At 68.2% G+C, this 12,539-nt stretch carries 12 protein-coding genes; 7 read left to right on the forward strand and 5 right to left on the reverse strand.

Annotated elements, in window-relative coordinates; translation table 11 throughout:
* Positions 1-48 precede the first annotated feature (48 nt).
* Complete coding sequence (locus ABZ345_RS10975) at positions 49-1,218, reverse strand: aldolase (RefSeq protein ID WP_359845471.1); 1,170 nt, start codon at positions 1,216-1,218, stop codon at positions 49-51.
* The gene (gene aceB, locus ABZ345_RS10980; protein WP_359845473.1) at positions 1,218-2,702 is read right to left on the reverse strand and encodes a malate synthase A; all 1,485 of its coding nucleotides are present in this window, start codon (positions 2,700-2,702) and stop codon (positions 1,218-1,220) included. Before aceB ends, ABZ345_RS10975 begins: the two co-directional genes overlap by 1 nt.
* A 76-nt stretch (positions 2,703-2,778) precedes the next feature.
* On the opposite strand from aceB, the gene ABZ345_RS10985 reads away from it, so the two are divergent.
* Positions 2,779-3,519 carry an IclR family transcriptional regulator gene (locus ABZ345_RS10985; RefSeq protein ID WP_359845476.1) on the forward strand — a complete coding sequence of 247 codons (741 nt, stop codon included), beginning with the start codon at positions 2,779-2,781 and terminating at the stop codon, positions 3,517-3,519.
* Between the two features lie 79 nt (positions 3,520-3,598).
* On the opposite strand, the gene ABZ345_RS10990 is transcribed toward ABZ345_RS10985, so the two are convergent.
* The gene (locus ABZ345_RS10990) at positions 3,599-4,789 is read right to left on the reverse strand and encodes an MFS transporter (protein WP_359845479.1); all 1,191 of its coding nucleotides are present in this window, start codon (positions 4,787-4,789) and stop codon (positions 3,599-3,601) included.
* Positions 4,790-4,872: 83 nt separating this feature from the next.
* On the opposite strand from ABZ345_RS10990, the gene ABZ345_RS10995 reads away from it, so the two are divergent.
* Positions 4,873-5,766, forward strand: a complete 894-nt coding sequence (locus tag ABZ345_RS10995) for a LysR family transcriptional regulator (protein WP_359845482.1) — start codon at positions 4,873-4,875, stop codon at positions 5,764-5,766.
* 15 nt (positions 5,767-5,781) lie between these two features.
* Here the strand turns inward: ABZ345_RS10995 and ftsY are convergent, their stop codons facing one another.
* On the reverse strand, positions 5,782-7,035 hold the full coding sequence (gene ftsY, locus ABZ345_RS11000; protein ID WP_359845484.1) for a signal recognition particle-docking protein FtsY: 1,254 nt from the start codon (positions 7,033-7,035) through the stop codon (positions 5,782-5,784).
* Positions 7,036-7,155: 120 nt separating this feature from the next.
* On the opposite strand from ftsY, the gene ABZ345_RS11005 reads away from it, so the two are divergent.
* Entirely contained in the window at positions 7,156-8,286 is a 1,131-nt protein-coding gene (locus ABZ345_RS11005; protein WP_359845759.1) for an anhydro-N-acetylmuramic acid kinase, read from the forward strand.
* Positions 8,274-9,833, forward strand: coding sequence for a sodium:solute symporter (locus ABZ345_RS11010; RefSeq protein ID WP_359845487.1), 1,560 nt, complete (start codon positions 8,274-8,276; stop codon positions 9,831-9,833). The genes ABZ345_RS11005 and ABZ345_RS11010 overlap by 13 nt, the downstream gene beginning before the upstream one ends.
* Here ABZ345_RS11010 and ABZ345_RS11015 read toward each other — a convergent pair.
* The gene (locus ABZ345_RS11015) at positions 9,783-10,706 is read right to left on the reverse strand and encodes a GNAT family N-acetyltransferase (RefSeq protein WP_359845490.1); all 924 of its coding nucleotides are present in this window, start codon (positions 10,704-10,706) and stop codon (positions 9,783-9,785) included. The genes ABZ345_RS11010 and ABZ345_RS11015 overlap by 51 nt on opposite strands.
* A 66-nt stretch (positions 10,707-10,772) precedes the next feature.
* On the opposite strand from ABZ345_RS11015, the gene ABZ345_RS11020 reads away from it, so the two are divergent.
* The 3 genes from ABZ345_RS11020 (at position 10,773) to ABZ345_RS11030 (ending at position 12,447) form a co-directional block, all read left to right on the forward strand.
* The gene (locus tag ABZ345_RS11020) at positions 10,773-11,231 is read left to right on the forward strand and encodes a tetratricopeptide repeat protein (protein ID WP_359845493.1); all 459 of its coding nucleotides are present in this window, start codon (positions 10,773-10,775) and stop codon (positions 11,229-11,231) included.
* Positions 11,232-11,367: 136 nt separating this feature from the next.
* Positions 11,368-11,706: a hypothetical protein gene (locus ABZ345_RS11025; RefSeq protein ID WP_319970212.1), complete on the forward strand. Its 339-nt coding sequence runs from the start codon at positions 11,368-11,370 to the stop codon at positions 11,704-11,706.
* Between the two features lie 24 nt (positions 11,707-11,730).
* Positions 11,731-12,447 carry a lysophospholipid acyltransferase family protein gene (locus tag ABZ345_RS11030; RefSeq protein WP_359845497.1) on the forward strand — a complete coding sequence of 239 codons (717 nt, stop codon included), beginning with the start codon at positions 11,731-11,733 and terminating at the stop codon, positions 12,445-12,447.
* Positions 12,448-12,539: the final 92 nt, after the last annotated feature.

The raw sequence follows: 12,539 nt of genomic DNA on the forward strand, positions 1-12,539 counted from the left end.
AACATTCGACACCCATTGACAGAACCACACGAACGGGTGATGACCCGGTCAGCCTGATCGGGTGGCGAGGCCTCTCAGCGCTGACTCGTCCAGACCTGTCGCGACCTGCACTTCCACCGGATCGAGCGCATCGCAGTCCACCGCACGGAGGAAGAACGACGACAGCGCCTGAGCGGTCGCGGGTTCGTCCAGAACGCCTCCTGAGACGCGCTGCACATAGGACTTCAGCCGCGCGGCATCAGCGTCCAAACCCTCGCGGTAGAAGGCGTAAACGGCCGCATAACGTGTCACCAATTGTGCCGGGTGCAAATCCCAACCCTGGTAGAAACCGTGTTTCAGTGATCGGCGGGTCAACCGGTAGTGCGTGTCCCAGCCGTACTGCTTCTGGTCGCCGACCGGGAGCACGTTGGTGGAACCGTCCGACAGCCGCACCCCGGTCCCAGCAGCGGAAACCTGCATGACGTGCCGCGCGAAGTCGCACGCGCCGTGCGCCAGGTGCTGCTGCGCCGCGGACAACCCGCAGCCCGCCGTGTAGTCGTAGGTGCCGAAGTGCAGACCTGTCACCCGGCCCCGGCCCGCCTGGATGAAGCGCGGGATCGCGAGCCGTCCATCGTGATCCACAATGGACTGGGTGGTCTCGACCTGGATCTCGAACTTCAGATCGGTGCCGAAGAGGTCCAGCACCTCGCCGAACACCTCGACCTGGTCGACTGATGTCACCTTCGGAAAGGTGATCACGAAACCTGGCGGAACCTCTCCCAATGCTGTCAGGAAGATGTCCAGTGTGCGCAGTCCGCGTTCACGCAACGCCTTGGTGTCGAACGACTTGATCCGCAGCCCGAACGACGGCGGCGCCGTGCCCTCCTCCACCCACCGGGCCACCAGATGGGCCGTGCTCTCGGCGTCCATGTCCTCGACGTCGTCCTCTGGCGCGCCGTAGCCGTCCTCGAAGTCGATCCTCAGGTCCTCGATCGGCTCCCTGGCGAGCTTGGCGCGGACGCGGTCGAGCACACCCTCCGGCAGTTCCGGCAGCAGGTCCGGCTCGATCGACTCCAGCGCCTCGCGGCCCCAGTCGGCGACCGTCGTCGCGATGACGCGACCGGCGGGCACGTAGCACGTGTGCACGGGCTGACGGCCCACCGGCCAGGTTCGCTCCACAGTGGACAGCCGGGCGGTCACCCGCGCGACGTCCTCCGGTGACAGCGACGTCTCGTACATCAGATGCGCTCGTACGCCGGCAGCGTCAGGAAGTCGACGAAGTCCTCGGACAGCGCGACCTGTTCGAACAGCTCGACGGCGGCCGCGACGTGCGGGCCGTCGACCTCGTGGCCCACCCGCGCCAGGACTTCCCGCACGGCGTCGGCGGTGACCTGAGTGCCGTCGTCGAGCACGACCTTGTTGTTGATCCACTGCCAGATCTGGGACCTGCTGATCTCCGCGGTGGCCGCGTCCTCCATGAGGTTGTGGATCGCCGCCGCCCCGTTGCCGCCCAGCCACGACGCGATGTACCGGACGCCGACGTCAACAGCGCTCTCCAGCCCGGCCCGCGTGGCCGAACCGCCCGCCGACTTGAAGTCCAGCAACTGCTCTGCCGTAACGCTGACCTCGGGCCGCTGCTTGTCGATCTGGTTCGGCTTGTCGCCGAGCACGCCGTCGAAGATCTCGCGGCAGATCGGCACCAGGTCCGGGTGCGCCACCCAAGACCCGTCGAAGCCGGCGTTCGCCTCGCGCGTCTTGTCCTCACGAACCTTGCGCAACGCGTTCTCCGTGACCTCGGGATCGCGCCGGTTCGGGATGAACGCCGCCATGCCACCCATGGCGAACGCCCCGCGCTTGTGGCACGTCTTCACCAGAAGCTCGGTGTACGCGCGCATGAACGGCGCCGTCATCGTCACGCTGTTGCGGTCCGGCAGCACGAAGTCCGCGCCCGCGTCCCGGAAGTACTTGATGACGCTGAACAGGTAGTCCCACCGACCGGCGTTGAGCCCCGACGCGTGGTCGCGCAGCTCGTAGAGGATCTCCTCCATCTGGAACGCGGCCGGAATCGTCTCGATGAGCACCGTCGCGCGGATCGTGCCGTGCGGGACGCCCTTGAGCTTCTGCGCCGTGGTGAAGACGTCGTTCCACAGCCGCGCTTCGAGGTGCGACTCCATCTTCGGCAGGTAGTAGTAGGGCTTGCCGAGCTCCGCGTTGTGGAAGAAGTGCAGCCCGAAGTCCACCAGCGCGCCGACGGCGTTCTTGCCGCCGAACTGGAGGTTGCGCTCGTCGAGGTGCCACCCGCGCGGCCGCACGACGATCGTCGGGTACGGCCCGCCCTTGAGCCGGTACTCCTTGCCCTCCGGCGAGGTGAACTCGATCGTCTCGCGCGCCGCCTCGTACAGGTTCACCTGTCCCTGCACCACGTTGTCCCAGTGCGGCGTGTTCGCGTCCTCGAGGTCGGCCAGCCACACCTTCGCCCCGGAGTTGAGCGCGTTGATCGTCATCTTGCGCTCGGTGGGCCCGGTGATCTCGACGCGCCGGTCGCGCAGTGCCTCGGGCGCCTCGGCCACCTGCCACTCACCGTCGCGGACGTCCTGGGTCTCGGGCAGGAACCCGAGAGGGCGCCGCTCCTTGCGCAGGGCGAGCAGCTCGTCCCGGCGGGCGGCGTGCGCCTCGTGCAGCTTCGCGACGAACTCAAGAGCCTCTTCGGTGAGGACCTGCACCTGGATCCACCTCTCTCGGTTTTGCTGTGTGGACTATAGTTTTTGCATTGCGGAACTGCAATGAGAGGAGCCGCACGTGTCCACAGGTGGCGTGCAGTCCCTTCAGCGGGCCTTCGACCTGCTCGAACGGCTCGCCGACGCGGGCGGGGAGGCGTCGCTGTCCGAGCTCGCCTCGGTGTCCGGGTTGCCGCTTCCCACGATCCATCGGCTCATTCGCACCCTTGTCACGCTGGGGTATGTGCGGCAGAACAGCAACCGGCGGTACACGCTGGGGTCGCGGCTGATCCGCCTCGGCGAGACCGCCTCCCGGCAGTACGGGACGTGGGCCCGGCCGTTCCTGTCGCAGTTGGTTGACTCCGTGGAGGAGACGGCAAACCTCGCGGTCCTCGACGGTGACGAGGTCGTCTACGTGGCGCAGGTGCCGTCCAAGCACTCGATGCGGATGTTCACCGAGGTGGGGCGGCGGTTGCTGCCGCACGGGACCGGGGTCGGCAAGGCGATGTTGTCGCAGCTGCCCCGCGACGAGGTCCGGGCGTTGCTCGACCGCACCGGGTTGCCCGCTTACACGCCCAACACGATCACGGACGCCGCCGAGCTGCTCGACTCGCTGGACGAGATCGCCGAGCGCGGGTTCGCGCTCGACGAGTCCGAACAGGAGCTCGGGGTCCGGTGCATCGCGGTGCCGGTGGTCGGCGGGCCCGCGCTGGCGGCGGTGTCGGTGTCGGGGCCGGAGGGCCGGCTCACGAAGGAAGCCGTGTCGCGGATCCTGCCCGAGGTGCTGGCGGTCGCGAAGAGGCTCGCGGACCGCGCAAGCTGACGCAGGGGTCCCCCGAGCTGGGAACCCCTGCATCACAACGTACTCAGCGGGTCCGACGGTCTCAGCGGGTCTGACAGCCTCAGCCGGTCCGACGGCGCAGTGCCGGTGCGAGCGCCCGCTGAGCCGCGAAGAGCGCGACCCCGCCGATCGCGCAGGCCGATCCGAGAACGGCCGGTCCGGCCAGGCCGAGCAGCGCTGTTCCGGCCAGCGGACCGAGGACCGCGCCGACGCTCCAGGTGGTCGAGGCGAGACCCATGTACCCGCCGCGCAGCTCGGCCGGCGCGAGGTCGGCGAAGGTGTCGCCGAACCGGACGGCGATGCCGATCTGGCCGAGGGTCCAGATCAGGACCGATCCGGCGAAGCCCGCGCCGCCGTGGCTCACGGCGCCGAGCGCGGCACCGGCCCCGACCAGCAGCATCGACACGGCCGACACCGCGGTGCCGTTGCGACCGGCGAGCACCCGGACCGCCACCGGCTGCAGCGCCACGATGGCGACACCGTTCAGCGCCAGCACCGCGCCGTACGTCGCGGGGCCGAGACCATCAGCCGTCATCAGCAACGGCAACGTCGTGAACGTCTGCAGGAACAACGTGAAGTAGCCGACGTGAATCGCCATCATCGCGATCATCAACCGGTCGCGCAGCACCACGGGCAACAGCGCCTGCCGCGTCTGCACCGACCCAGCCGGACGGGTTTCCGGCACCTGGCGCCACACGATCAGCGCCGCGACCAGCGAGGCCGTCACGTTGATCCAGAACAACAGCCCGTAGCCGTACTGGGCCAAGATTCCGGCCGCCACCGTTGCGACGGAGAAGCCGAGGTTGGCCGCCCAGTAGAGCAACCCGAACGCACGGATCCGCTGCGACGCGGGCAGATCGGCCACCGCGGCGGACCCAGCCGGGCGGTGCAGCTCGACGGTCAGTCCGACCGCGACGGCGGCCAGCCAGATCTCGGGCATCGAGTCGGCTGAGCCGAGCGCGGTGAGTGCCACCGCGGCACCCACGAACCCCACCAGCATCGTGTTGCGGCGGCCGATCCTGTCTCCCAGCCAGCCGCCGAGCAGCTGGGATCCGATGTCTCCCACGCCGACAGCCGCGACCACCGTGCCCGCCGTCGCGGGCGAGAGGTGCTGCGCCTGCGTCAGGTACAGCACCAGGAACGACCGGACCACGCCCCCAGCCCTGCCGACGAACTGCGTGGCCGCCAGGGCCCAGACCAGCTTGGGCAACTCCAGAAGCGGTCGGCTCGGGCTGAGCGTCGAAGTCGTCATGGCAACCACGCTAGGTTCGCAAGTGCATCACGAAAAGCGATGACTTCCGATCAAAGCAATCGCCAGCACTTATGCTTAACGACATGGCGGACCTCGAACTGCGTCACCTGCGGGCCATGGCCGTGATCGCCGAGGAAGGAACGTTCGGCCAGGCGGCGGCCCGGCTCGGCTACACCCAGTCGTCGGTGAGCCAGCAGATCGCGGCGCTCGAAAAGGCCGTCGGCGGCCCCGTCTTCGATCGCCCAGGCGGGCCGAAACCCGTCCGGATCACGCCGCTGGGCGAGGTGGTCCTGGCCCACGGCCGCGAACTGCTGCACAGGGCGGAGGCGCTGAACGACGCCGTCGACCGCTTCCTGGCGGGCAACGGCCGGATCGACATCGGCACGTTCCAGGGCGTGTCCACGCTGATCCTGCCGGTCGTCATCCGCCGGCTGCTGGACTCCCATCCCGGCTGCGACATCAGGCTGTCCGACGTGAAGCCGGAGGATCCGCGGATCGGGGATCTCGACCTGATGTTCCACGACGGTCACGTCGAAGGCGACGTCGAGAGCGTCAAGCTCTTCGACGAGCAGTACCTCCTGGTGACGCGCACGGGCACGTTCCCGGCCGGCCCGGTGCGCGCGAAACTGCTCGACGACGCTCCGATGGTCGGCTGGCCGCCCACCTACTACCAGCGATGGCTGGAACGGACGCTCGCCCGCGCCGGCGCCCGGCCGCGGTTCGTGTTCCGCACCACGGGTCACGAGACCATCCTGTCGATGGTGCGTGCCGGCATCGGCTGCGCGGTGCTGCCGTGGCTCGCCCTGCACGCCCATGACGCCTGGTCCGACGATCAGCTCAGCATCCACCCGCTGAAGCCGGCGCCTGCCCGCGAACTGTTCCTGCACTGGCCTTCCGGGCGCACCGAGTCCCCGCTCGCGCTCCGCACGCGCGAGATCGCCATCGACGTCGCACGCGATCTCGCCGAACAGATGTAACCCAGCAGAGGTGACTCAGCCGAGCAGAGCGTCCACAAAGGCGCCGGGCTCGAACGGCGCCAGGTGGTCGGCACCTTCGCCGAGACCGACGAGCTTCACCGGCACGCCCAGCTCGCGCTGCACCTGGAAGACGATGCCGCCCTTGGCCGTGCCGTCCAGCTTGGTCAGCACGATGCCGGTGATGTCGACCTGCTCGGCGAACACCCGCGCCTGGGTGAGGCCGTTCTGGCCCGTGGTGGCGTCCAGGACGAGCAGGACCTCGTCCACCACGGCCTGCTTCTCGACGACCCGCTTCACCTTGCCGAGCTCGTCCATCAAGCCCTTCTTGGTGTGCAGGCGGCCCGCGGTGTCGACCAGCACGGTGTCGACGCCGGTGTCCATGCCCCGCTTGACCGACTCGAACGCCACGGAGGCCGGGTCGCCGCCCTCAGGCCCGCGCACGGTCTCGGCGCCCACTCGCTTGCCCCAGGTCTCCAACTGGTCGGCAGCGGCGGCACGGAACGTGTCAGCGGCACCCAGCAGCACCGTGCGGCCATCGGCCACGAGCACGCGGGCGAGCTTGCCGGTGGTGGTGGTCTTGCCGACGCCGTTGACGCCGACCACGAGCAGCACGGCGGGCTTGCCGGCGTGCGGCAGCGCCTTGAGGGAACGGTCCATCTCCGGGTGCAGCGCGTCCACCAGGACCGAGCGCAGCAGGGCGGATGCCTCGGCCTCGGTCCGGACACCGGAACCGGCGAGCTTCGTGCGCAGGGTGGTGACGATCTCGGTCGTGGTCGCTGCGCCGAGGTCGGCGATCAGCAGCGTGTCCTCGACGTCCTGCCACGAGTCCTCGTCCAGGTCGCCCGCGCCCAGCAGGCCCAGCAGCGAGGAGCCGAAGGCGTTGCGCGACTTGGAGAGCTTGCCGCGCAGGCGTTCCAGGCGGCCCGCCGTCGGCTCGATCTCCTCGACCTCGGAGGCCTCCTCCGGCAGGTCGACCTCGACGAAGCCGCGCTTCACCGAGTCGCGCGGCACGGAGGCGTCGTCGCCCACGCCCGGCTGACCGTCCACCTCGGTGCGTTCGGCCACCGGGTGCTCGACCGGTTCGGCTTCGGGCTTGGCCGGGGCCAGCGAGAAGCCCGACGAGGCCTCGTAGCCGCCGGGGCGGGGCGCCTCTTCCTTCTGGGTGAGGCTGATGCGACGGCGACGCGTCAGCACCACGCCGGTCACCAGCGCGGCGATCAGCACGACCGCCACGACTACGAGGATCAGGACAAGGGAGGACGTCGACACGCGCTCATGGTTTCACAGGCCCGCATGTGACCTGTCAACCATCTACTGCTCAATTAGGCGAAGATTTCACCAAAGCACTTGCATCCGACCAGAGTGTGGAATAGACCACACGTCGTGAGGGTGATCGGACTGATTTCCGGCACGTCGATGGACGGCATCGACGTCGCCGTCGCCGACCTGTCGATCAACGGCGACGTCGTCGAACTCGTACCGGTGCAAAGCGCCGAACACCCGTTCCCGAAGGATCTGCTCGAGAAACCCCGGGATCTCGCTGAAGTGTGCGCCTTCGACACGTCGCTGGGGCAGGCTTTCGGCGAAGTCGCCGCCGGGTACCTGCCGGCGGACCTGATCTGCTCGCTCGGCCAGACCGTCCACCACGAGGTCCAGGACGGCGACTGCCTCGGCACGTTGCAGCTCGGGCAGCCCGCGTGGATCGCCGAACGCACGGGCGTCCCGGTGATCGCCGATCTGAGGGTCCGCGACGTCGCGGCAGGCGGCCAGGGGGCGCCGCTCGCGAGCACGCTGGACGAACTGTGGCTGACCGGCATGGTCGGCGACGCGCCCTCGATCGCGCTGAACATCGGCGGCATCGCCAACATCACCGTCGTAAGACCCGGGACACCACCGATCGCCTACGACACCGGGCCAGGCAACGCGCTGATGGACGCCGTCATGGAGGTCATCTCCAACGGCCAGCGACGCCAGGACACCAACGGCGAGTTCGCGCGCAGGGGCACGGTCCGCGAGGACATCCTCAAGAAGCTGCTCGCCGACCCGTACTACTCGAAGCCCTGGCCCAAGTCGACGGGCAAGGAGCTCTTCAACGCCGAGTACCTGCAAGGGTTTCCAACGGTCCCGGCCGAGGACATGCTCCGCACCCTCGCCGAGCTGACCGCCCGCACCATCGCCGACACCTGCCGCGCGCACGACGCGAGCACGGTCGTCGCGTCCGGTGGCGGGATGCGGAACCCGGTGCTCGTGGAAGCGCTCACGAAGGCGCTCGACCCGATCCCGTTGAAGATCAGCGACTCGCTGGGCCTGCCGCGTGACGGCAAGGAGGCCTACCTCGCCGCACTGCTCGGATTCCTGACGTGGCACGGGATCGCGGGCAACACGCCGTCCGCGACCGGTGCGTCCGGGCCGCGGCTGCTGGGCAGCATCACGCCCGGAAACGGGCCATTGAGGCTGCCCGAGCCCGTCACCACCGCCGTGACCAAGCTGAAAGTGGGGGAACCGAAGTGGCTGGCCTAGATCTCGCGATCATCGCGGTCTTCCTCGTCGGCATGCCGTTGCTCGGCACGTGGATCGGCGGCAGGCAGAAGTCGTCCACCGACTACTTCGTCAGCGAGAGCCGCATCTCGTGGTGGGTCGTCTGCCTGTCGGTCGTGTCCGCGGAAACGTCGACGCTCACCGTCCTGAGCGTGCCGGTGATCGCCTACATGGCGACACCCGCGCAGGGCGGCATGACGTACCTGACGCTCGCGCTCGGGTACATCGTCGGACGGATCATCGTCAGCTTCGTGCTGCTGCCGAAGTACGTCGCCGGTGACCTCGTGACGGCGTATGCGTTCCTGGGCAAGCGCTACGGCAACGGCATGCGCGCCACGGCGTCCGTGACGTTCCTCTTCACGCGCCTGCTCGCGGACGGCATCCGGCTCTTCGCGACGGCGATCCCGATCAAGCTGGTGCTGGCCCAGTACGGGATCGACGCCTCGTACTGGCTGATCATCGTGGCGCTCGGCGTCGCGATGGTGTTCTACAGCTTCTTCGGCGGCGTGCGCGCGGTCGTGTGGGTCGACGCCATCCAGATGCTCTGGTACGTGCTCGGTGGCGTCGTGGTGATCTGGTGGCTCGCCGGCAAGCTGCCGGACGGATGGCTCTCTAAGGCCGCGGACGTCGGCAAGTTCCAGATCTTCGACTTCACCTCGTCACCGCTGACGGGCGCCTATCCGTTCGTGGCCGCCTTCTTCGGCGGTGCGCTGCTGTCGATGGCCTCGCACGGCGCGGACCAGTTGATCGTGCAGCGGCTCATGGCCACGCGGGACGTGAAGGCCGCGCAGAAGGCGTTGATCGCCTCCGGTGTCGTGGTGTTCCTGCAGTTCGCGTTCTTCCTGTTCATCGGCGTCATGCTGTGGGCGTTCTACAACGGCGTCGACCCGGTGAAGGGCCTCAAGCTCGGCAACAAGGACGAGCTGTTCGGCAACTTCATCGTCCGCGAGCTGCCTTCGGGCCTGTCCGGCTTCGTGATCGCCGGCATCCTCGCGGCCGCGCTGTCGTCGTCGTTGGGCGCCTTGGCCTCCTCGACCGTCACGGACGTCTACGAACGCATCCGCAAGACCCCGATGACCGACGACGAACGCCTGCGCCACGGCCGGATCTGGACCCTGGTGTGGGCGGGACTGCTGATCGTGTGCGCGGGCCTGTTCGCCTCCTCGAACAAGACCACGGCGGACCCGATCGTGGTGCAGGCGCTCGGCATCGCCGGCTACACCTACGGCGCGCTGCTCGGGGCCTTCCTCCTCGGCCTCATCTTCAAGCGCGTCACGCAGGCGGACGCGATCATCGCGTTCGTGACGACGGTGCTGGTCGTCGGGTTCGTGATTCTGGGCGTCAAGTTCGCCGGCGGCACGCCGACGATCAACTTCGGCAAAGCGACGTCTGAGCTGAAGTCCTTGACGGGGTGGTGGAACACGCCTCTGGGGGTGGCGGTCACCTTGCTCGTGGGTGGATTGCTGTCATTGCGGCATTCACGCAGTGTGGCGGTAAGCGACGAGCTCGATGTGGAGACGAAAGCCTAGGCGGGCGAACATGTTCTGCGACGACTCGTTGCCGGAGTAGATCGACGCGGCGGCTTGCGGCCGGGCGCCGTGCTCGGCCGCGAGCTTCCACAGCAGCTCGGTGACGAGCGCGGCGCCGGCGCCCTGACCGCGAACATCGGGTTCCACGGCCACGAAGTCGACGTAGTACTCCTCGGGTTGAGCTTTGCCCGCCGCGTACCCGATGACGCGTTCGCCGTCCATCGCGACGACGACCGTGCGGGTCTCCGGTTTGGATTCGACGAGTTGCTTGCCGGACAGGTAAGTCCGCGGGAAACATCGCTCGTGCAACACGGCCACGGCCTCGTGCACGTGCTTGTCGGTCGGCAGGACGCGCATCTCACGTTCGCTGGGACACTTCGCGTCCCGCAGCAGCAAAGTGCGCAGCTCCCCGTTGTCCAGCACGTGGATGGCGCTCGCCTTGCCGGCGCTGAAGCCGTGGCGTTCGGCGAACGCCGCCAGCCGCCGGTGCGAGGTGTGCCCGTACAGCTCGAGATCGGTGATGCCGGTGAGGAGCTCGGCGGCGCGCCGGAACATCGCGTCGGCGGTCTGATCCCAGATGCGGCTGCCCGCGGGATGGTTGACCGGTACGTCGACGAACGGCCCGTGCAGCCACGCGCGGCCCAGCTCCGCGTCGATCTCCACGCTGAGCATGCCGGTGATGTTGTCGTCGGCGTCGACGGCCACCACCGTGCAGTCGGCCCAGCTGGGCTCGAACTCGGCGAGCTCCGCGCGGAGCTCTTCGACTGTCTCACCGAGGTAGCCGATGTGATGCGCTGAGTCGGCCTGGAGCCGGACCAGGAGCGCCATCGTGGCGCCGAGGTCGCCAGGTTCGGCGAAACGAATGTCGTACATAGAAGGAATGGTTGCTCCCGCGACGGCTGGACGCGAGGGAGTTTTCGGACGGGTAAAATGGCGGGGATGTCCACCCAGATCGGTGATGACCTGCCCGGTGCGCTCAGGACGCGGAACGACCTGGCCAAGGCCAAGGCGCACGCGGGCGACTTCCGGGGTGCGATCGCCGAGTTCCGGACACTCGTGAAGGATCTCACGGCCGAGGTCGGCGCCGATCACCCCCAGACCCTCGACGTCCGCGCGAACCTGGTGGGCGTGCTCGGCACAGCGGCGCAGTTCGCCAAAGCGGTCGCCGTCGGCGAGCCGTTGCTGCGCGACCAGGTGCGGGTGCTCGGCCCCGAGCACGACGACGTCTTGGAGACCCGGCAACTGCTTGCCAACCTGCGCTACCGGACCGGTGACACCGAAGGCGCGGCCGAGGAGCTGGAGCAGTTGCTGGCAGTCCTGTCGCGCGTGCTCATGCCCACCCACGACCGGATCACCAAGCTGAAGAGCGAGATCGAGTTTCTGAAGCGCTCCACCTGAACCGAAGAGTGAGAGACAACACTCACACCGAGTGCCTCATCAGCGCTGGTATGCCCCATCACGATCGTGCACGGCGTACGGGGCGCCACCCAGATTCGGGCTTGCAGGGCTGGTGAGGGTGGGGGACTCTTCTACAGTGAGTGAGGAAACGATCCAACTCGATCTCAGCGAATCCGGGGTGGCCGTCGACCTGCCCTTGCCGACGAACAACCGGGACGGCGTCCAGGGTGTTCCCTACCGGCCGGTCGAATTCCGAGACGATGATCTGCCCACTGCCCTCGAACGTGCCGCCGCGTGGCTGCGGCAGACGCAGGACTGGCTGGGCGAGCCCGTGGACGTCATCGCAGTTCATCTCGACTACGACGACACCAAGGGCAACCCGTACTACGACCTCAAGTTGCTGTGCAACGACGAGGACCTCGCGGGTGTGCCGAGGGTCATCCGAGACAACGAAAGGGCCGCTACCGGTCAGTAGCTTTTCCGGCTACCGTTCGGAAGCATGTCGGATCGCGTATATCCCCCGGTGATCGCCGCGGCGAAGCTCATGTTCAAGGTGCTGGACATGCGGCTCACCGTCGAAGGGGCGCACAACGTCCCGCGCACAGGTGGAGCGGTGCTGGCGTCGAACCACGTCAGCTACCTCGACTTCATCTTCGCGGGCTACGGCGCACGTCCCTCGGGGCGCCTCACGCGGTTCATGGCGAAGCACGAGATCTTCGCCAACAAGATCGCAGGCCCGCTCATGCGCGGCATGCACCACATCCCCGTCGACCGGAGCGCGGGCCAGGCCTCCTTCCAGCAGGCCCTGTCCGCGCTCCGCACCGGCGAGGTCGTCGGGATCTTCCCCGAGGCGACCATCAGCCGCTCGTTCACGGTCAAGGACATCAAGTCCGGCGCGAACCGCCTGGCGCACGAGGCCGGCGTCCCGCTCATCCCGGTCGCGCTGTGGGGAACCCAGCGCCTGTGGACCAAGGGCCGGCCCAAGGACCTGACGCAGCGGCACGTGCCGATCACCATCCTCATCGGCGAGCCGTTCGAGGCCTCCCCCGGTGACTCCGGCGACACCTTGCTGCGCAAGCGGATGCAGGACCTGCTGGACACCGCGCAGGCCGGCTACCCCACCGACCCCACCGGTGCCTGGTGGGCCCCGAGGCACCTCGGCGGCACCGCGCCGAGCCCCGAAGAGGCCGCGCGACTGGACGCGAACCGCGACTGACCTGCGGATACAAGGTTTTCACAAGCTCGGTCGTGCAGAGTGGTCCGTGCGCACTCGGAGCGGTGAGGTTGAACTGGGGGATCTCACCCCTT

The organism is Lentzea sp. NPDC005914, from assembly GCF_040629405.1.
In the GTDB taxonomy this organism is placed as follows: domain Bacteria; phylum Actinomycetota; class Actinomycetes; order Mycobacteriales; family Pseudonocardiaceae; genus Lentzea.

Bases quoted from the DNA above. Each gene is read 5' to 3' on its own strand.
- ABZ345_RS10975 (WP_359845471.1), bottom strand. From the start codon at position 1,218: ATGTACGAGACGTCGCTGTCACCGGAGGACGTCGCGCGGGTGACCGCC.
- ABZ345_RS10990 (WP_359845479.1), bottom strand. From the start codon at position 4,789: ATGACGACTTCGACGCTCAGCCCGAGCCGACCGCTTCTGGAGTTGCCC.
- ABZ345_RS10995 (WP_359845482.1), top strand. From the start codon at position 4,873: ATGGCGGACCTCGAACTGCGTCACCTGCGGGCCATGGCCGTGATCGCC.
- ABZ345_RS11015 (WP_359845490.1), bottom strand. From the start codon at position 10,706: ATGTACGACATTCGTTTCGCCGAACCTGGCGACCTCGGCGCCACGATG.
- ABZ345_RS11020 (WP_359845493.1), top strand. From the start codon at position 10,773: ATGTCCACCCAGATCGGTGATGACCTGCCCGGTGCGCTCAGGACGCGG.
- ABZ345_RS11030 (WP_359845497.1), top strand. From the start codon at position 11,731: ATGTCGGATCGCGTATATCCCCCGGTGATCGCCGCGGCGAAGCTCATG.